The organism is Achromobacter sp. DH1f, assembly GCF_000633435.1.
Lineage (GTDB): Bacteria > Pseudomonadota > Gammaproteobacteria > Burkholderiales > Burkholderiaceae_B > Achromobacter > Achromobacter deleyi.
In genome coordinates, this window is sequence record NZ_AYMF01000024.1 from 51,252 (window position 1) to 70,472 (window position 19,221).

General features: G+C 65.9%; 19 protein-coding genes. 12 read left to right on the plus strand and 7 right to left on the minus strand.

What is annotated here, in order from left to right; genetic code table 11:
- Positions 1-18: 18 nt before the first annotated feature.
- Positions 19-897, minus strand: coding sequence for a translation elongation factor Ts (gene tsf / locus U858_RS0119515; RefSeq protein ID WP_025138844.1), 879 nt, complete (start codon positions 895-897; stop codon positions 19-21).
- Positions 898-1,078: 181 nt separating this feature from the next.
- Positions 1,079-1,828 (minus strand): 30S ribosomal protein S2, encoded by a 750-nt coding sequence (gene rpsB / locus U858_RS0119520; protein ID WP_025138845.1) that lies wholly within the window; start codon positions 1,826-1,828, stop codon positions 1,079-1,081.
- A gap of 46 nt (positions 1,829-1,874) precedes the next feature.
- Here rpsB and U858_RS35685 point away from each other — a divergent pair, with 46 nt between their 5' ends.
- The 6 genes from U858_RS35685 to U858_RS0119545 all read left to right on the plus strand — a co-directional run bounded on the left by U858_RS35685 (position 1,875) and on the right by U858_RS0119545 (position 8,032).
- Positions 1,875-2,258 carry a hypothetical protein gene (locus U858_RS35685; RefSeq protein WP_157838827.1) on the plus strand — a complete coding sequence of 128 codons (384 nt, stop codon included), beginning with the start codon at positions 1,875-1,877 and terminating at the stop codon, positions 2,256-2,258.
- A 395-nt stretch (positions 2,259-2,653) separates the two neighbouring features.
- Positions 2,654-3,475, plus strand: coding sequence for a type I methionyl aminopeptidase (map, locus tag U858_RS0119525; protein ID WP_025138846.1), 822 nt, complete (start codon positions 2,654-2,656; stop codon positions 3,473-3,475).
- A gap of 30 nt (positions 3,476-3,505) precedes the next feature.
- Positions 3,506-6,109, plus strand: a complete 2,604-nt coding sequence (locus U858_RS0119530) for a [protein-PII] uridylyltransferase (RefSeq protein ID WP_025138847.1) — start codon at positions 3,506-3,508, stop codon at positions 6,107-6,109.
- 114 nt (positions 6,110-6,223) lie between these two features.
- Positions 6,224-6,937 carry a MarC family protein gene (locus tag U858_RS0119535; RefSeq protein WP_025138848.1) on the plus strand — a complete coding sequence of 238 codons (714 nt, stop codon included), beginning with the start codon at positions 6,224-6,226 and terminating at the stop codon, positions 6,935-6,937.
- 91 nt (positions 6,938-7,028) lie between these two features.
- On the plus strand, positions 7,029-7,520 hold the full coding sequence (locus tag U858_RS0119540) for a disulfide bond formation protein B (protein ID WP_025138849.1): 492 nt from the start codon (positions 7,029-7,031) through the stop codon (positions 7,518-7,520).
- A complete protein-coding gene (locus U858_RS0119545) occupies positions 7,517-8,032 on the plus strand; it encodes a M48 family metallopeptidase (RefSeq protein WP_025138850.1) in 516 nt (171 codons plus the stop codon). Before U858_RS0119540 ends, U858_RS0119545 begins: the two co-directional genes overlap by 4 nt.
- 85 nt (positions 8,033-8,117) lie before the next feature.
- Here the strand turns inward: U858_RS0119545 and purF are convergent, their stop codons facing one another.
- The 4 genes from purF to folC are packed head-to-tail and all read right to left on the minus strand — an operon-like array spanning position 8,118 to position 12,336.
- Complete coding sequence (purF, locus tag U858_RS0119550; protein WP_025138851.1) at positions 8,118-9,638, minus strand: amidophosphoribosyltransferase; 1,521 nt, start codon at positions 9,636-9,638, stop codon at positions 8,118-8,120.
- Positions 9,639-9,668: 30 nt separating this feature from the next.
- Complete coding sequence (locus tag U858_RS0119555) at positions 9,669-10,157, minus strand: CvpA family protein (protein WP_025138852.1); 489 nt, start codon at positions 10,155-10,157, stop codon at positions 9,669-9,671.
- The gene (locus tag U858_RS0119560; RefSeq protein WP_025138853.1) at positions 10,157-10,993 is read right to left on the minus strand and encodes an SPOR domain-containing protein; all 837 of its coding nucleotides are present in this window, start codon (positions 10,991-10,993) and stop codon (positions 10,157-10,159) included. Before U858_RS0119560 ends, U858_RS0119555 begins: the two co-directional genes overlap by 1 nt.
- A gap of 32 nt (positions 10,994-11,025) precedes the next feature.
- Positions 11,026-12,336: a bifunctional tetrahydrofolate synthase/dihydrofolate synthase gene (folC, locus tag U858_RS0119565; protein WP_025138854.1), complete on the minus strand. Its 1,311-nt coding sequence runs from the start codon at positions 12,334-12,336 to the stop codon at positions 11,026-11,028.
- 164 nt (positions 12,337-12,500) lie between these two features.
- On the opposite strand from folC, the gene U858_RS0119570 reads away from it, so the two are divergent.
- The 4 genes from U858_RS0119570 (at position 12,501) to U858_RS0119585 (ending at position 16,388) form a co-directional block, all read left to right on the plus strand.
- Positions 12,501-12,911 (plus strand): cupin domain-containing protein, encoded by a 411-nt coding sequence (locus U858_RS0119570; RefSeq protein WP_025138855.1) that lies wholly within the window; start codon positions 12,501-12,503, stop codon positions 12,909-12,911.
- Positions 12,912-13,015: 104 nt separating this feature from the next.
- Positions 13,016-13,990 (plus strand): tripartite tricarboxylate transporter substrate binding protein, encoded by a 975-nt coding sequence (locus tag U858_RS0119575; RefSeq protein ID WP_025138856.1) that lies wholly within the window; start codon positions 13,016-13,018, stop codon positions 13,988-13,990.
- Positions 13,987-15,222: a CaiB/BaiF CoA-transferase family protein gene (locus U858_RS0119580; RefSeq protein WP_025138857.1), complete on the plus strand. Its 1,236-nt coding sequence runs from the start codon at positions 13,987-13,989 to the stop codon at positions 15,220-15,222. The genes U858_RS0119575 and U858_RS0119580 overlap by 4 nt, the downstream gene beginning before the upstream one ends.
- Positions 15,222-16,388, plus strand: coding sequence for an acyl-CoA dehydrogenase family protein (locus tag U858_RS0119585; protein WP_025138858.1), 1,167 nt, complete (start codon positions 15,222-15,224; stop codon positions 16,386-16,388). The genes U858_RS0119580 and U858_RS0119585 overlap by 1 nt, the downstream gene beginning before the upstream one ends.
- A gap of 16 nt (positions 16,389-16,404) precedes the next feature.
- Here the strand turns inward: U858_RS0119585 and U858_RS0119590 are convergent, their stop codons facing one another.
- The gene (locus U858_RS0119590) at positions 16,405-17,142 is read right to left on the minus strand and encodes an IclR family transcriptional regulator (protein ID WP_025138859.1); all 738 of its coding nucleotides are present in this window, start codon (positions 17,140-17,142) and stop codon (positions 16,405-16,407) included.
- A gap of 143 nt (positions 17,143-17,285) precedes the next feature.
- On the opposite strand from U858_RS0119590, the gene U858_RS0119595 reads away from it, so the two are divergent.
- Positions 17,286-17,663 (plus strand): flagellar protein FlaG, encoded by a 378-nt coding sequence (locus U858_RS0119595; protein ID WP_025138860.1) that lies wholly within the window; start codon positions 17,286-17,288, stop codon positions 17,661-17,663.
- Positions 17,664-17,807: 144 nt separating this feature from the next.
- Complete coding sequence (gene fliD, locus U858_RS0119600; RefSeq protein WP_025138861.1) at positions 17,808-19,217, plus strand: flagellar filament capping protein FliD; 1,410 nt, start codon at positions 17,808-17,810, stop codon at positions 19,215-19,217.
- Positions 19,218-19,221 lie beyond the last annotated feature (4 nt).

Sequence of the window (19,221 nt, forward strand, 5' to 3'; positions counted from 1 at the left end):
CTAAGCACTACCCTGGGGTCAGGCGCGGCCGGCGGCGGCAGCGGCAACCTCAGCGGCGAAGTCGCTGGTCTTCTTCTCGATACCTTCGCCGACAACGAACAGCACGAACTTGCTGATCGACGCACCCTTGGCCTTGAGCATCTGCTCGACCGTGTGCTTGTCGTCCTTGACGAACGGCTGCGACAGCAGGGTGACTTCCTTCAGGAACTTGGCCACCGAACCGTCGACCATCTTGGCGACGATGTCAGCCGGCTTGCCCGATTCGGCAGCCTTCTGCTCGGCCACCGAGCGCTCGGCGGCGATGTCGGCCGGGTTGACGCCGTCGGCGTTCAGGGCCTTGGGCTTGGTCGCAGCGATGTGCATCGCCAGGTCCTTGCCCACTTCTTCGGCGCCGGCGTATTCCACCAGCACGCCGATCTTGCCGCCGTGCACGTAGCTGGCCAGCGCGTTCGGGGTCTCGATGCGCTCGAAGCGGCGGATCGAGATGTTTTCACCGATCTTGCCGATCAGGGTGGTGCGGGTCGATTCGATGGTGCCTTCGCCGTAGGGCAGCGCCGACAGCGCGGCCACGTCGGCCGGGTTCTGCGTGGCGACCAGTTCGGCCAGCTTGTTCACGAAGCCGACGAAGTCGTCGTTCTTGGCCACGAAGTCGGTTTCGCAGTTCACTTCGATGACGGCGCCCTTCTTGGCGTCGGCGGAAATGAACAGGCCGATCAGGCCCTCGGCGGTGACGCGGGCGGCAGCCTTGCTGGCCTTGTTGCCCAGCTTGACGCGCAGGATTTCCTCGGCACGAGCCAGGTCGCCTTCGGCTTCCGTCAGGGCCTTCTTGCACTCCATCATGGGCGCATCGGTCTTTTCGCGCAGTTCCTTGACCAGGGCGGCGGTAATTTCAGCCATGTTAGCTCCAAATTTTGCTAAGACATGCCCCGGCGGGCCGGGGCAATGGTGTGATTCGATGGGACGTCCGCGGGTGGCGGATCGGGAAGATGGGAGCCCACCTTCGCACAGCCGGCGAGGCGGGGGCGTACCGGATTGACGGGCCGCCCCCAGACACTAACCGCCGGACATGACAGCAGGCTTAGGCCTGGTTGTCCTGCACTTCGACGAACTCTTCCTGACCTTCACCGATTTCTTCGACCAGACCGTTCAGGTTCTGTTCGCGGCCTTCCAGCACGGCGTCGGCGATGCCCTTGGCGTACAGCGCGATGGCCTTGGCCGAGTCGTCGTTGCCGGGGATGACGTAGTCGATGCCGTCGGGCGAGTGGTTGGTGTCAACCACGGCGACGACGGGGATGCCCAGCGTCTTGGCTTCGGCGATGGCGATCTTGTGGTAGCCGACGTCGATGACGAACATGGCATCGGGCAGACCGTTCATGTCCTTGATGCCGCCGATCGACTTGTTCAGCTTTTCCAGTTCGCGCTGGAACAGCAGGCCTTCCTTCTTGATCATGCGCTCGGCGCCGCCTTCGGCGACCACGGCTTCCATGTCCTTCAGGCGCTTGACCGAGGTCTTGACCGTCTTGAAGTTGGTCAGCATGCCGCCGAGCCAGCGGGCGTCGACGAAGGGCATGCCGCAACGAGCGGCTTCGGAGGCGACCAGCTCGCGCGCAGCGCGCTTGGTGCCGACGAACAGGATGTTGCCGCCGCGAGCAGCCAGCTGCTTCACGAACTTGGTGGCTTCCTGGTACTTATCAACCGTCTTTTCCAGGTTGATGATGTGAATCTTGTTGCGATGGCCGAAGATGTAAGGGGCCATCTTGGGGTTCCAGTAGCGGGTCTGGTGACCAAAGTGGACACCCGCTTCCAGCATTTCGCGCATCAAAGACATAACTTTCTCCAAGGGTTGATTTCTTGCGCCGCACCTGCATCAGCCTGTGGCTGACACCCTGGGTGGTGTTGCGCGCGATTTCCCGCACCTGCGGGATGGACATCATTTTAACCGGGCCGGCCGATCACTGCCGCAATACTACGGCGTGGCCAGTTGCGCCTTGCGACGCCGCCTGTTTCACGCCTTCTACTACGCTGCCGCGATAAACCCAGACGGCCGCCACGACGAAGAACCTGTACCGCATGCCTGCATTGCGCTTTCCGACCCGCCAGGAAATTCCTGGCAGTTTCTTCAAGGCGCGCCCGGACCTGTTTTGTTGGCAGCGAAATCCAGTTCCTCGCGCCCTGGCCTTTCAGCCAGGCCGCGCATCAGCCACCGGGGCATCTCTTCAAGAACCGCAGGCAAAAAGCCAACGTTTCCAAGAACTTAAGCCGGTACCCACACCGAACCTGCATCGCCGCTCGAAAACACGACCCGGGTTTGCGAACACGCCGTGCCCAGCATCTGCCGGCCTTCGCATCCAGACAATTTCGCGCATCCCCTGCTTCGCACCTGCCCCGCCCATCTCCAGGAACCTGGCGGCCTGACCGAATTCGTATCGCAACCTTCGCTTGCGGTAAAAATCCAGGCCTGCCACCGATCTCGCTGGCAATCAGCAGATAGGTGAAAATCAAAGAAAGATCGAAATTTGTCTGGGCACGCATGCCCAAGCACTTGCCGGGCGGGCTCTTGCCGCTACCCAGATTGCTCCCCAAAATTTTAGGGAAGCCTATAATTCTACTATTCTTTCAAGCAGACATTCAAGCGAGATCCGCCAGTTACCACATGGGCACCATTACCAATCCGGCCGACCTGGCCAAGATGCGCGCCGCCTGCCAGGACGCCGCCAAAGTCCTCGACTTCATCACCCCCTACGTGAAGCCCGGCGTCACCACCGGTGAACTGGACCGCCTTTGCCTGGAATTCCTGACCGACGAGCTGAAAGTGAAGTCGGCCACGGTGGGCTACGCGCCCCCCGGCTACCCGCCCTTCCCCGGCGCCATCTGTACCTCGGTCAACCACCAGGTGTGCCACGGCATCCCCGGCGACAAGGCCCTGAAAAACGGGGACGCTCTCAATATCGACGTCACCATCATCAAGGATGGCTGGTTCGGCGACACCAGCCGGATGTACGCGGTGGGCGAGCAGTCGATCCTGTCGCGCCGCCTGACCGACATCACCTTCGAGTGCATGTGGAAAGGCATCCAGCAGGTGAAAAACGGGGCCACATTGGGCGACATCGGCAATGCGATCCAGAAGCATGCCGAAGCCAACGGCTTTTCGGTGGTGCGCGAATTCTGCGGCCACGGCATCGGCCAGCGCTTCCATGAAGATCCGCAGGTGCTGCACTACGGCAAGCCCGGCACGGGCGTGAAATTGGTGACGGGCATGCTGTTCACCATCGAGCCGATGATCAATGCCGGCCGCCGCGAGATCCGCCAGCTGTCCGACGGCTGGACGGTCGTGACCCGCGACCACAGCCTGTCCGCCCAATGGGAGCATGCTGTCTGCGTCACCGACACGGGCTACGAAGTGCTGACCCTGTCGCCCGGCATGCCCCGGCCGCCCGCCTTCATTACCGAGCCCATCGTCATTCCCGCCGTCTGACCGGGCTGCTCGCCACCGCCGCTCTCCACCATGACCGCCGAAATCCTTACCTCCCTGCGCGAACGCATCCAGGAATCCCGGCGGGCCGCGGTGGCGCAGTTCCGCGAACACGAACGCCCTGACACGCTGCTGGGCGACCTGCGCCGCATCGTCGACGCGGCGCTGCGCGACCTGGTCAAGCACTGCCCGCTGCCGCTGGGCGCCTCACTGGCCGCCGTGGGCGGCTATGGGCGCGGCGAGCTGTATCCGCATTCCGACGTGGACTTGCTGATCCTGCTGCCCCACGTGCCCACCGCCGAAGACGAATCCGCCATCGAACGCCTGGTCGCCGCGCTCTGGGACCTGGGCCTGGAGCCCGGCCACAGCGTGCGCACCATCGAAGACTGCGAGCGCGAAGCCGATGCCGACATCACGGTGGAAACCGCGCTGCTCGAATCGCGCTGGCTGGCGGGCAGCCGCGTACTGATGCGGAAATTCGACGCGGCCACCAAATCGCGGCTGGATCCGCGCGCGTTCTTTCGCGCCAAGCGCGTTGAAATGCAGCAGCGCCACGCTCGCTACCACGACACGCCGTACGCGCTGGAACCGAACTGCAAGGAATCGCCCGGGGGCCTGCGCGATCTGCAGGTCATTCTATGGATGGCGCGGGCGGCGGGCTTTGGCAACAACTGGCGTGCGGTGGCCCAGGCCGGGCTGCTGACCTCGTCCGAAGCGCGCGACCTGCGCAAGGCGGAACAGGCGTTCAAGCGCCTGCGCATCGAATTGCACCTGCTGTCGAACCGCCGCGAAGACCGCGTACTGTTCGACCTGCAACCGGCCCTGGCCGAGGTCTATGGCATCCATGCCACCGCCACGCGGCGCGGCAGCGAACTGCTGATGCAGCGCTATTACTGGGCCGCGCGCCTGGTGACGCAGCTGAACGGCATCCTGGTGCAGAACATCGAAGAACGGCTGTTTCCGCGCCCCGACAGCGACGCGCGCGACATCGACGACGACTTTCGCAACCTGCGCGACCGCCTGGACATCATTCGCGACGACGGTTTCGAGCGCAACCCGACGCTGCTGCTGCGCGCCTTCCTGGTGATGCAGCAGCAACCCGAGCTGACCGGCATGTCGGCCCGCACGCTGCGCGCCATCTGGCATTCGCGCCACCGCATCGACGCGCAGTTCCGCCGCAATCCTGTCAACCGCAAGCTGTTCCTGCAGATCCTGCAGCAGCCGCGCGGCATCGTGCACGAACTGCGCCGCATGACCATGCTGAACATCCTGCCGCGCTACCTGCCGGTGTTCCGGCGCATCGTCGGCCAGATGCAGCACGACCTGTTCCATGCCTACACGGTGGACCAGCACACGCTGGCCGTGGTGCGCAACCTGCGCCGCTTCACCATGCCCGAGCACGCCCAGGAATATCCGCTGGCCAGCCAGTTGATCGCCGGGCTGGACCGCCATTGGCTGCTGTACGTGGCGGCGCTGTTCCACGACATCGCCAAGGGCCGCGGCGGCGACCACTCCGAACTGGGCGCGCGCGAAGTGCGCAAGTTCGCGCAAGACCACGGCATGGAGCCCGAAGACACCCGGCTGGTGGAATTCCTGGTGCGCCAGCATTTGCTGATGTCGGCCGTGGCGCAAAAGCGCGACCTGTCCGACCCGGCCGTCATCCAGGATTTCGCCGCCACCGTGAAAGACGAGCGCCACCTGACCGCGCTGTACCTGCTGACGGTGGCCGACATCCGCGGCACCAGCCCCAAGGTCTGGAACGCCTGGAAAGGCAAGCTGCTCGAAGACCTGTACAAGCTGACCCTGGCCGCCCTGGGCGGCGCCCATGCCGACGCGCACACCGTGCTGACCGAACGCAAGGAAGAAGCCGCCCGCCTGACGCGCCTGGCCGGCCTGCGCGACGACGCCCGCGAAGCCTTCTGGAACCAGCTGGACGTGGCGTATTTCCTGCGCCACGACGCCTCGGACATCGCCTGGCACACCCGCCACCTGTACCACCAGGTGGCGCCGGCCCAGGCGGTGGTGCGCGCCCGCCCCACCGAGCAGGGCGAAGGCCTGCAGATCATGGTGTACACCCGCGACGCGCCCGACCTGTTCGTGGCCATCTGCGGCTATTTCGATGCCAAGTCGCTGTCGGTGCAGGATGCGCGCATCCACACCACCCGCCACGGCTGGGCGCTGGACAGCTTCATCGTGCTGCTGCCCGAAGGCGCCAGCGACTTGCGGGCCCAGGCTACCCTCGTCGAACACGAGCTGGCCGAGCGCCTGAAGGACACCCGGGCGGCGCAGGCGCAGCCCAGCCGCGGCGGCTATTACGGCCGCGGCCGCCAGTCGCGCATGTCGCGGGTGTTTCCGATCATGCCGCAGGCCGAACTGCAGCCCGACGAACGCAGCACCTCGTGGCGCCTGTCGGTCACCGCGACCGACCGCCCCGGCCTGCTGCACGCCCTGGCGCGGGTCTTTGCCCAGCATGAAGTCAACCTGCTGATGGCCAAGATCATGACGCTGGGCGACCGGGTCGAAGACGTCTTCATCGTCGACGGCTCGGCGCTGGCCCGCCCGCGCAGCCAGATGCAGTTCGAACGCGACATCCTGGACGCGCTGGCCGGCGACGACGCGCGCCAGCAGGCCGCCTGACTTCCCTGCCCGCACGCCGGCCGTCGCCACCGCGTGCGGGCCGGCGAACGCCCCGCATCGCCAGACCGGCGCCGACCGCATACAATCCGGTTTTCGGCTTGGCGATGCCCTGCGATGGAGCTCAACGAATACTTGCGTGTCCTGGGTACCAGCTTCTTTTTCGCGCTGGCGACCTTGTTGCCATTCCTGAATCCGCCGGCGATCGCCCCCATCTTCCTGTCACTGACCGAAGGCGCGTCATCGGCCACCCGGACGGTGCTGGCCAAGCGGGTTGCCGTGAATGTCGGCCTGATGCTGATCGTGGCCATGGTGGCCGGCAACGTGCTGCTGAGCTTTTTCGGCATCTCGCTGTCGATCGTGCGGGTGGGCGGCGGCCTGCTGGTCATCGCCAGCGCCTGGCGCCTGGTCAATTCGCCTGACGCCGACACCGAACGCGTGGCCCGCATGGCCGAATCGTTCACCCCCGAAATGGCCAAGGCGCGGGCGTTCTACCCGCTGACCTTTCCCATCAGCTGCGGCCCGGGCTCGATCGCCGCGGCCATCACCGTGGGCGTGTCGCTGCGCGACCAGAACCACGTGCTGAGCCTGCTGCGGCTGGGCGGATCGATTCCCGGCATCATCGTCGTGTCGCTGACGCTGTATGTGTGCCTGCGCTTTGCGGCGCAGATGCTGCACCGGCTGGGCGACAATGGCACCGCCGTGTTCATGCGCATGTCCGCCTTCATCATGCTGTGCCTGGGCGTGCAGATCTTCTGGGAAGGCTCGCGTGAACTGCTGCTGGGCGTGTTGCAGCAAGGCATGCAACCAATTCCGATTCCCAAGGCCTAAGCCCTGCCTGGTCCGCCGTCCCGGCGCGCCGCACCCGACCCGGGCTGCCGCGACCGGGGCTTACCTTTTGAACCCTTAACGCAGAATCACCATGACTTCCCGTTCAGAACGCCTGCTTCGCCTGATCGCCCTCTTCTGCTTCGGCGCCGTGGGCATTGCCCTGATTTCCCAGTACGCCTTCGACATGCCGCCCTGCGCCTGGTGCGTGATGCAGCGCCTGATCTACCTGGTGATCGGCGTCATTGCCCTGGTGGGCGGCTTTGGCGGCGGCCGCGCGCTGACCCGCGTCTGCGGCAGCCTGGCCGCCCTGCTGGCCGTCACCGGCGTGGCCGCGGCGTGGTACCAGTACAGCGTGGCCGCGAAGATGCTGTCGTGCGACCAGACCTTCGCCGACCGCTTCATGACCGGCATCGGCCTGGACGGCAGCGTGCCCTGGCTGTTCGGCATCTACGCCACCTGCATGGACGCCGTGGTGCCGGTGCTGGGCATCGAGTACGCCCTGTGGAGCCTGGCGCTGTTCGTGATCCTGTTCTTCATGGCGCTGCCCGTCGTGTTCGGACGCGGCCGGCCGGGCACCCTTTGAAGTACCTGACCGGCTACCCCGAATCGCTGCTGGCGCAGGCCCGCACGCTGCTCGACCAGGGCAAGCTGGGGCCGGCGCTCCTGGCCCGCTATCCCGGCGGCGCGCACGACGTGCGCACCGACCGGGCGCTGTACGACTATGTGGTGGACCTGAAGAACACCTATATCCGCAACGGCGCGCCGCTCAGCAAGATCGCATTCGACAGCAAGATCCACGTGATCCAGCACGCGCTGGGCCAGCACACCTTCATTTCGCGCGTGCAGGGCGGCAAGCTCAAGGCCAAGCACGAGATCCGCGTAGCCACGCTGTTCAAGACGGTGCCCGCGGAATTCCTGAAGATGATCACGGTGCACGAACTGGCCCACCTGAAGGAAAAGGACCACAACAAGGCCTTCTACAACTTGTGCCAGTTGATGGAGCCGCACTACCACCAGTATGAGTTCGACCTGCGGCTGTACCTGACCCATCTTGAGGCCACGCGCCAGCCGCTCTGGGACGTGGCCGCCCAATGATGGCGTCGTGACCTGACCCCTGCGCTCAAAAAAAAAATCGCCGCCCCAAGGGGCGGCGATTTGCGTGGCAAAGCGACGTACGCGATCAGGCGTCGTTGGCCGCGTAGCCCATGTTGAACTGCAGGCCGCTGGCGCCTTCGTCCTGGCCGGGTTCGGCACGCGACTGGCCCAGGCGGGCCAGGTATTCTGCGGTGATGTCGCCCGTGACGTATTCACCGTCGAAGCACGAAGCTTCGAAGCGCGCCAGCTTGGGATTGATGTCCCGTACAGACTGCTGCATGTCGTGCAGGTCCTGGTAGATCAGGCTGTCGGCGCCGATGGCGCGGGCGATTTCTTCGTCGCTGCGGCCGGTGGCGATGAGCTCGCTCTGCGTGGGCATGTCGATGCCGTAGACGTTGGGGAAGCGCACCGGCGGCGCGGCCGAGGCGAAATAGACCTTGTTGGCGCCGGCAGCGCGCGCCATGTCGACGATTTCGCGGCTGGTGGTGCCACGCACGATGGAGTCGTCCACCAGCAGCACGTTCTTGCCCTTGAATTCCATGCCGATGGCGTTGAGCTTCTGGCGCACCGATTTACGGCGCACGGCCTGGCCCGGCATGATGAAAGTGCGGCCGACGTAGCGGTTCTTGATGAGGCCTTCGCGGTAGTCCAGGTTCAAGCGTGCGGCCAATTGCATGGCGGCCGGACGCGAGGAGTCGGGAATCGGCATGACCACGTCGATATCGCCCAGGCGCATGTTGCGCGCGACCTTGTCGGCCAGGTATTCACCCATGCGCAGGCGGGCGTCGTACACCGACACGCCGTCGATCAGCGAATCGGGGCGGGCAAAGTAGACGTATTCGAAGATGCACGGCACCAGCTGGGGGTTGTCGGCGCACTGGCGGCTGACGAAGCGGCCGTCCAGGTCGATGAACACGGCTTCGCCCGGCTCGACGTCGCGCACGAAGGCAAAACCGCTGCCTTCCAGGGCCACGGATTCGGAAGCCACCATCCATTCGACGCCTTCGTCGGTTTCCTGGCGGCCGATGCACAGCGGACGGATGCCGTTGGGATCGCGGAAGGCCAAGAGGCCGTAGCCGGAGATCTGCGCGACCACGGCGTAGGCGCCGCGCACACGCTTGTGCAGGGCCGACACGGCGCGGAAGATCGCGTCGTCGTCCAGCGACACGCCGTTGGCGGCAGACTGCAGCTCGTGCGCCAGCACATTGAGCAGCACTTCGGAGTCGGAGTTGGTGTTGATGTGGCGGCGGTCGACGCGGTAGAGCGATTCGCGCAGTTCACGCCAGTTGGTCAGGTTGCCATTGGTGGCGAACATGATGCCGAACGGGGCATTGACGTAGAACGGCTGCGCTTCTTCTTCGCTGGCGCTGGAGCCGGCGGTGGGATAACGCACCTGGCCCACGCCGGACGTGCCCGGCAAGGCGCGCATGTTGCGCGTGCGGAATACGTCGCGCACCAGGCCGTGCGCCTTGTACATATTGAACTGGTTGCCTTGCGACGTCGCAATGCCCGCGGCGTCCTGCCCGCGATGCTGCAACAGCAGCAAGCTGTCATAGAGCAGCTGGTTGACCGGCCCGCGCCCGATGACCCCTACGATTCCACACATGGTGACATTTCCTGGTTGATGTAAAGCCAATCAATACGGCAGCCACGTCGCCAGAGACGGCGGCAGCCAAGTCTTGATATGTTTGATGGCCTCGATGGCCGAATGCGAAAACATGGCGTCCTGCCACCAGGGCTCTTGGGGCAGCGGCGTATAGCCGGCGGCGGCGACCAGCGCCAGCACGATCAAGAGACCCCGGGCAAGACCGAACATACCGCCCAGGCCGTGGTCGGCCGGGCCCAGTCCGGTGCTGCGGATCAAGGCGGCAAGCGTCATGTTGACCAACCCCACGCCGAGCAGCACGATAATGAAAACCACCGCGTACGAGACACCCATGCGCAGCAGCGTCGTTTCAATATAGGGCTCCAGCCAGGTATAGACCGTGGGGCCCCACCATATCGCGGCCACGAAGGCCAGCAGATAGGCGACCAGCGACAGCACCTCTTTGAGCAGGCCGCGCACCAGGCCCAGCACACCCGATACCGCCAGGATGGCCAGCACGACGAAGTCGAAGCCGGTCACTACTGAGCGGCGGCAATGAAACCATTGTCGTAGCCCAGGGTGCGCAACCGCGCCTGGGCCGCCTGCGCCGCGTCACGCGAGGGGAACGGCCCCACGCGCAGGCGGTACTGCTGCTTGCCCCCGATGGAAGCCTGCTCGACGAATGCATTGGTGACGCCGGCCTGGTGCAGCTTGTCGCGGCGCGATTGCGCGTCTTCGGACGTGGTGTACGCGGCGATCTGCAGCACGAAATTGCCCTTGGCGGCAGCCGGCTTGGGCGCGGGCGTGGCGGCGGCGGGCGCCGAGCGCCCTTCCAGCAGCGCCAGCGCGCGGGCGCCGTCGTCGGAACGGGTTTCAGGCTTGGGCGCGGCCGGCTTGGGCTCGGGCTTGGTTTCCGGCTTGGGCGGCGTGGCCTGGGCCGTGCGCGGCGGTGTGACCGCCGGCGGCGTAACGACAGGCGGCGTCGTGGCCGGCGGCGTGGTCGCGGGCGGCGTGGCGGTCTGCGGCTGCGCCGACGTGACCGGCGGCGGCGTGGGAATATTGGGCGGCTCGTTGGGCGCGGTGCCCTGCGCCGCAGGCGTGGTGGCGGGCGCGCCGGCCTGGGGTTCGCTTACCTGGGGCTGGAACGGCGTGTTGCGATCCGGCACCCGGATGGGGATGTTGTCGGCAACGGGGACGGGCTGGGAATCCAGCACCATGGGAAGAATGATGACGGCCGCCAGCACCAGCGCGATGGCGCCTGCCAATCTGCGCCGAGCGCGTCCGCGCAGTTCCGCCGCCTGGACCTCGCTAGGCACCGCCGCCCGTTTGGAGGGCTGCGCCTGGTCGGCAGGATCTTTGCGATTGAAAAAACCCATGGGAGAGAATTCCTTGCCTACGTGTTTTTTGCTTACGCCTTGCGGCCCAGCGACTGCAAAACCGAGGCCACGGTGAGAAACGAGCCAAACACTACGATTCTATCATTCTCGCCCGCTCGTTCGCGCGCTGCGGCAAAGGCCAGCGCGGGGTCGGCGTAAGCCGACACGCCCGGCGCCTGGCCCCCTGCGGGCGCGGCGGGCAAGGCAGCGGCGACCTGGTCGGCCAGGGCCTGGCCGGTGCCGCCGCGCGGGCCGGGCAGGCCGGCGCAGAACCAGTGGTCGACGCGCGCGCCCAGCTTGGCCACGACGCCGGCCAGGTCCTTGTCGTTGAGCATGCCGAACACCGCATAGGTGTAGGGATGAAAGCCCATGTTGTCCAGGTTCTGGGCCAGCACGGCGGCGGCGTGCGGGTTGTGGGCCACGTCCAGGATGATCGTGGGCTGGCCCGGCAGGATCTGGAAGCGGCCGGGCAGCGATGCCTGCAGCAGGCCCTGGCGCACGGCCTGGGCCTGCACCGGCAGGCGGTCGCGCACGGATTCCAGCGCGGCCAGCGCGGCCGAAGCGTTCAGCAGCTGGTTGGCGCCGCGCAGCGCCGGATAAGCCAGCGCGCCGCGGCGCTGTTCACGTCCGCCGTAGGCCCACTGCTGGCGGTCGCCGGAATAGTTGAAGTCGCGGCCGAACAGCCAGAGATCGGCGCCGATTTTCTCGACGTGGTCCAACAGCGACTGCGGCGGCACGGGGTCGCTGCAGATGGCGGGCCGGCCGGCGCGGTAGATGTGGGCTTTTTCGAAGCCGATCTTTTCGCGGGTGTCGCCCAGCCAGTCGGTGTGGTCCAGGTCGACGCTGGTGACGACGGAACAGTCGGCATCGATGATGTTGACGGCGTCCAGGCGGCCGCCCAGGCCGACCTCAAGCACCACGGCGTCCAGGCGCGACTGGGCAAAGAGACGCAGGATGGCCAGGGTGGTGAATTCGAAGTACGTCAGCGAGGTTTCGCCGCGCGCGGCCTCGACGGCGACGAACTGTTCGATCAGGGCCGCATCGGTGGCGATCTGGCCGTTGACGCGGGCGCGCTCGTTGAAATCGATGAGGTGGGGCGACGTGTACAGCCCGACCTTGTAGCCCGCGGCCAGCAGGATGGCTTCGAGCATGGCGCAGGTGGAGCCCTTGCCGTTGGTGCCGCCCACCACGAACTTCACGCCGGACAGTTGCAGGTCCATGCGATCGGCCACTTCGCGTACGCGGTCCAGACCCATGTCGATGGCCGTGGCGTGGATGGATTCCAGGTATTGCAGCCAGTCGGACAGGGTGGCGGAAGCGTCGGGCGTGCGGGCAGAAGGCATGTCGGGGTCGCAAAGGAAGTCAGCCTGCAATTTTAACAGTGCACGGCCCGTGTTTTCCCTAATCCCCCAGGGAGCGCAGCGGTATGTCCAAGGAAAAACCACTTGCCGATGTTTTTTTCATACGTGAAAATAAATTCACATATGAAAATTCAAAAGGAAGAGACATGACGCAGCAAAAGACCCCGGCCTGGCTGGTCCGGGAAGCGGACGTTCCCGGCTACCACCCCGCCAACCACACCGGCACGCTGAATCGGCGGCTGATCGGTCCGGACACGGTGGGCGCGCGCGGCGTGGAGGTATTGCTGGGCGTGATCGACAAGGGCAAGGGCGCGCTGCCCCACGCTCACCCGGGCATCGAGCAGGTCTGTTACCTGCTGTCGGGCACCGCCCGCGCGCAGGTCCAGGACGAATGGGCCGACATGGGCCCGGGCGACTGCTGCTATTTCCCGCCGGACATCCCGCACGTGTTCACCGTCACCAGCGACGAGCCCGCCCGCCTGCTGGTGATCTATACGCCGCCTTATGAAGAATCCCCCGACCGCGTGATACGGAATTTCCCGGCGGCCGGCGCCTGAGGCGCCGTGCAGACCGCGGCAATTCAGCCCCCCCAGATTTCCCCCAAGAAAACCAGGCAGCGGCCGCAGAGCCGCGCCCGGCACCCCCACCAGGAGACAACCCCATGCAAGCCCTGAGACTATTTGCCGCCCTGCTCGCCAGCGGCGCCACGCTGCTCGCGCAGCCCGCCGCACACGCCGCGGCGGACTATCCCAACAAGCCCATCACCCTGATCGTGCCCTTCCCGGCCGGCTCGGGCACCGACGCGGTCGGCCGCATCTTCGGGGTCGAACTATCAGCCATCCTGGGCCAGCAGGTGGTGGTGGAAAACAAGCCCGGCGCCAATGCCACCATCGCGGCCAGCTACGTGGCGCGGGCGCGGCCGGACGGCTACACGCTGTTCGTCACCACCAATACCTCGCACTCGGCCGCCCCCTGGCTGATGAAGAACATTCCGTACGATCCAGTCAAGGATTTCACGCCGATCGCCCGCGGCGGCAACCTGCCGTTCATCCTGGTCGCCAACCCCAAGCGCCCCTGGAAGTCGGTGGCCGACCTGGTGGCCGATGCGCGCCAGCATCCCGGCCGCATCACCTACGCCAGCGGCAACAGCACCGGCATCGTGGCCGGCGCCACGCTGGCCAACCGCGCCAAGATCGACATCCTGCACGTGCCCTACAAGGGCACTCCGCAAGGCCTGACAGACGTGGTCGGCGGCCAGGTCGACTTCATGTTCACCGACCTGGCCTCAGGCCTGCCGTTCGTGCAGTCGGGCCAGTTGCGCGCATTGGCGGTATCCACCGCCGAGCGCAGCGCCATCGTGCCGGACCTGCCGTCCATGGCCGAATCGGGCGTGCCGGATTTCGACCTGAACTCCTGGAACGGCTACTTCGGCCCGGCCGGCATGCCGCCCGACGTGGTGGCCAAGCTGAACGACGCCATCAACCAGATCGTGGCCAAGCCCGACGTGCGCAAACGCCTGGCCGGCCTGGGCTTTGACGCCTTTTCGAGCACTCCGGACGCCTTCGCCCAATTCGTCGGCGAACAGCGCGACCTGTGGGGCAAGTTGATTCGCGACGCGGGGATCGAGCAGCAATGACGCAAGCTTCGACTACGCCCGCCGCCCCAGGCGCAGGCCCCCTGGCCGGCGTGCGCATCCTGGACCTGAGTTCGGTGGTGATGGGGCCCTATGCCACGCAGGTGCTGGCCGACCTGGGCGCCGACGTCATCAAGGTGGAATCGCCTTTGGGTGACAACATGCGGGCCGTCGGCCCCATGCGCAATCCGGGCATGGGCCACCTGTACCTGCACCTGAACCGCAACAAGCGGTCGGTGGTGCTGGACCTGAAGACGCCGGAAGGCCGTGAGGCCTGCCTGCGGCTGGCCGAGAGCTGCGACGCCCTGCTCTACAACATCCGCCCCCAGGCGATGGCCCGGCTGGGCCTGTCGTATGACGCGGTGGCGGCACGCAACCCGCGCATCGTCTACCTGGGCGCCTATGGCTTCGGCGAAGCCGGGCCCTATGCCGGCCGCCCCGCCTATGACGACCTGATCCAGGGGCAGACCGGTATCGCCGCGCTGTCGGCGCAGCAAAGCGGCGACGTGCCGCGTTATGCGCCGCTGACGCTGGCCGACCGCGCGGTGGGGCTGCACGTGGGCATTGCGCTGGTGTCGGCGGTGCTGCATGCCCGCGCCAGCGGCCACGGCCAGCAAGTGGAGATTCCGATGTTCGAAGGCATGGCGCACCTGGTGCTGGGCGACCACCTGGGCGGGGCCACCTTCGAACCGCCGCTGGGCCCCACCGGCTATGCGCGCCTGCTGGCGCCGCACCGCCGGCCTTACGCCACGGCCGACGGCTACCTGTGCCTGCTGATCTACAACGACAAGCACTGGCGCAATTTCTTCGACCTGATCGGCCAGCCCGAGCTGGCCGACGACCCGCGTTTTTGCACCCACGGGGCACGGGCGGCGCATATCAGCGAGGTGTACGCCTTTGTCGCCGACGTGATCCGCACGCGGGCGACAAAGGCCTGGCTGGCAGACCTGGCGCGGGCCGACATTCCGGCCTCCCAGCTGTACACGGTGGACGACCTGCTGCAGGACGAACACCTGACCGCCACCGGCTTCGTGCAGGACGTGGACCACCCCACCGAGGGCCGCCTGCGCACCCCTGCCCCGCTGGGCCGCTATCAAGGCACGCCCACGTCCCTGCGCCGCCCGGCCCCCACGCTGGGCCAACACAGCCGCGAAGTGCTGGCCGAAGCCGGCTACGACGACGCCGGCATCGCCGCCCTGTTCGCCCATCGCATCACCCAAGACGGAACCAACTGATGGACTTTGCATTCACTCCCGACCAATTGGCGCTGCGCGACGCCGTGTCCCGCATCTGCGACCGCTACCCCGACGACTACTGGCTGGAGCGCGACCGCGAAGGCGGTTTTCCCGAGCCGCTGCATGCCGACCTGGCGCGCGACGGCTGGCTGGGCATCGCCATGCCGCAGGAATACGGCGGCGCCGGCCTGGGCATGACCGAGGCCGCCCTGATGATGCAGACCATCGCGGCGTCGGGCGCGGGCTTCACCGGCGCGTCCGCCGTGCACATGAACATCTTCGGGCTGAATCCGGTGGTGGTGTTCGGCAGCGACGAACAGCGCGCCCGCTGGCTGGAGCCGCTGATCGCCGGCCGCGAAAAGGCCTGCTTCGCGGTGACCGAGCCGGACGCCGGGCTGGACACCACCAAGCTGAGCACCCGCGCGGTGCGCGAAGGCGACGAATACGTGGTGCACGGCCGCAAGATCTGGATCTCGACCGCCCAGGTCGCCAGCAAGATGCTGCTGCTGGCCCGCACCACCCCGCTGTCCGAGGTGGCCAAGCCGACCCAGGGCCTGTCGCTGTTCTATACCGACTTGAACCGCGACAAGATCGAGGTGCGCGAGATCGAGAAGATGGGCCGCAAGGCGGTCGATTCGAACATGCTGTTCATCGACGGCCTGCGCATCCCGGCGGCCGACCGCATTGGCGAAGAAGGCCGCGGCTTCGAATACATCCTGCACGGGCTGAACCCGGAACGCATCCTGATCGCGGCCGAAGCCGTGGGCATCGGCCGCGCCGCGCTGGACCGGGCAGTGAAGTATGCCGGCGAACGCACGGTGTTCGGCCGGCCCATCGGCCAGAACCAGGGCATCCAGCACCCTTTGGCGCAAGCCTGGATGCAGCTGGAGGCCGCCGACCTGATGGTGTTCAAGGCGGCCAGCCTGTACGACGCGGGCCAGCCCTGCGGCCCGGCGGCCAACGCCGCCAAGTACCTGGCGGCCGAGGCCGGCTACAACGCCTGCCAGACGGCGGTGATGACGCTGGGGGGCATGGGGTACGCCAAGGAATACCACGTGGAACGGCTGCTGCGCGAAAGCTTCATTCCGCGCATCGCCCCGGTCAGCCCGCAGCTGATCATGTGCTTCATTGCGGAAAAGGTGCTGGGGCTGCCCAAGTCGTATTGAGCGGGCCCCGCCCGGCCTACGACTGCTGTTCCAGCCCCGTGCAGGCCGCCCGCAGGATGCGGGCGTATTCTTCCTGGTGCGGCTCGATGCGGTAGATCGGGCCGCCTACCGAAATCGCATAGTGCTCGCCCGACAGCGTGACGGGCCAGGCAATGGCGCCCACGTCGGCGATGGATTCGCCGCTGTTCATGAACCAGCCGCGCTGGCGCGAGTGTTCGAGGTCGCCCAGGACCGCCTCGCGCGTGACCAGCGTGCGCTCGTTGTAGCGCGTCAGCGGCGTCGCCCCCAGCAGGGCATCCCGGCCGGCGTCATCCATCAGCGACATCAGGGCTTTTCCCAGCGAATTGGCGTGTACGTCCTTGAACTCGCCGGCAACAGGCGCGTATCGGATCGTATGGGGCGAATCCAGCACATCCAGGTAGACCACCCGGCCGTCCTGCGTCAGCTTGGCGAAGACGACGGTTTCCCGAGTTGCGTCCCTTAATTCAACCAGACTGGGATAGACGCGGTCCAGCACGGGATCGGCGCGGGCGATGCGCTGCGCCATCGCCAACAGGCGTCCGGTCGGGTAATAGCCCTGGCGGCGCCCGGTTTCGTATAGATAGCCCAGGCCCGTCAGGGTACGGATCAGGGCCAGGCAGCTGGACACCGGCACATCCAGCAGGCGGGCCAGCTCGGACAGGGGCAGTGCGCGCTTCTCCCGGGCGTAGGTTTCGATGATTTCTATGACTCGCAACGCCGTTTTGACACTCATTGCCCGATCCGAACTGTTTAGCACGTGAAACATCTGTCCCCGCAGGGGGCTAAAGTTCCCTGCGAGCGTGCCGTTATCGTAGCTGAGAATTCCCTGAAAACAGCGCGTTCCTCCGAGACGCCCACCTCGCCGTTGGAGTGATCATGGCCGTAACCCCCTTAGCCCCCGCAACGTTCGCGCCGGTGTCGGTCGCCGCGACGCCCGTCGTCGCCGACCCGTCCGTCACCGTCGCGCCGCCCGTGGCGAGCACCAACAGCGGGGGCACCGACTCCGCCACGTCCGAGCAGTCCAACTCGCAGAAGCTGCCGTTGGAAAAAGCGCTGGACGAGATCAACGACCAGATGAAGGCCTGGTCGACCCAGCTGCAGTTCGAGATCGACCCGAACGTGCACCAGGTCGTGGTGTCGGTGGTGGACGCCAATACGGGGGACGTCATCCGCACCATCCCCAGTGAGGCCCTGCTCAAGATCGCCAAAATGATCGTGAACATGCAGGGAAATGGCATCAAAACCACGGCTTGATATGGCCCCGAATATTTTCTGCTGTGCCCGTTTTGGCGCCATTCGATGACAGAAGCATCGAATTAGGCCCGCCTTATGCCCTTACCCGGCCAATCGCCGGCACCCTATTTTTGACAGAATCGCATCGCTAGGAAGGAATTTCACATGGCCTCTATCACTAACCTCGGTTCAGTTTCCGGTTTGCCCCTGGAAAAGATCCTGTCGGACCTGCAGGCCGCCGAGGATAAGAAGCTCTCGATCTATACGACTCGCGCGGCAAGCTACAAAACGCGCATCGATGCCTATGCGCAGCTGCAAAGCGCGCTGGAAGCCGTGCAGAAATCGGCCGGCGTGCTCGGCAAAGCCGAAACGATGTCCGCCATCAAGGGCAGCGTCACGGGCGGCACCGCCTTGACGGCCGTCATCACGGCCGAAGGCGCGCTTGCGGGCAAGCCGGGCGCCGTGGCCGGTCAATACACGATCGCCGTGAACACCCTGGCACGCGCTCAAAGCCTGCAATCGGGCGCCGTGGCCGACCGTACCGCCAAGAACGGCGACACGGGCTCCTTTGAAGTCGAGCTGGCCAATGGCACCAAGCACACGGTCGACCTGAAGGGTGATACGTCGCTGAACGGCATCGTCAAGGCCATCAACGCCGACGACAAGTCCGGCCTGCGCGCGACCGTCATCAACGACGGCAACGGTAACAACTACCTGATGCTGACGGCCAAGGACACCGGCGTCCAGGCCGCGGTGAAGAACATCACGGTGACGGGCGACCAGTCGCTCAAGAACGTGCTGAGCTTCAGCACCGCCGCCGACGGCACCACCACCGGCCTGACCCAGACCAAGCCCGCCGACGCCGAAGTGGTCATCAACGGCCTCACCGTCAAGAGTGGCTCGAACAGCATTTCGACGGCGATCGACGGCGTCACGCTGAACCTGACCGAGACGACCCCGACCGACAAGCCGATCACCCTGAAGCTGGAATCGGATACGTCCGTCGCCAACAAGGCCATCCAGGACTTCGTCAAGAACTACAACGCACTGCAGTCGACCATCAAGAACCTGACGGCCTTCGACGCCAAGGCAGCCACCAACCAGCCGCTGACCGGCGACGGCACCACGCGTTCGATCCAGTCGTCGATGACCAGCGCACTGCAAGCGGTGCTGGGCGAGGGCACCGTGCGTTCCCTGGCGGACCTGGGCATCACCACCGACCCGCAGACGCGCCAGTTGAAGCTGGACCAGACCAAACTGGACAAGGCCCTGGCCGAGAACCCCGGTGACCTCACCAAACTGCTGTCGGGCGATAACGGCCTGGCCAAGAATTTCGAGGCCGCATTCAAGGACGTGCTGGGCACCAACGGCTCGTTGAAGACCCGTACCGACGGCCTGAACAAGACCATGAGCGACCTGGACGCACAGCAAAAGCGCGCCAAGGCCTCGAGCGATGCGGAAATGGACCAGATGCGCACCCGCTTCGTCGCCTTGGACAAATTCGTTGCCCAGACCAGCGTCACCGCCAACTACCTGACCCAACAATTTGCGGCGATGAACAAATCGAGCAAATAACCTG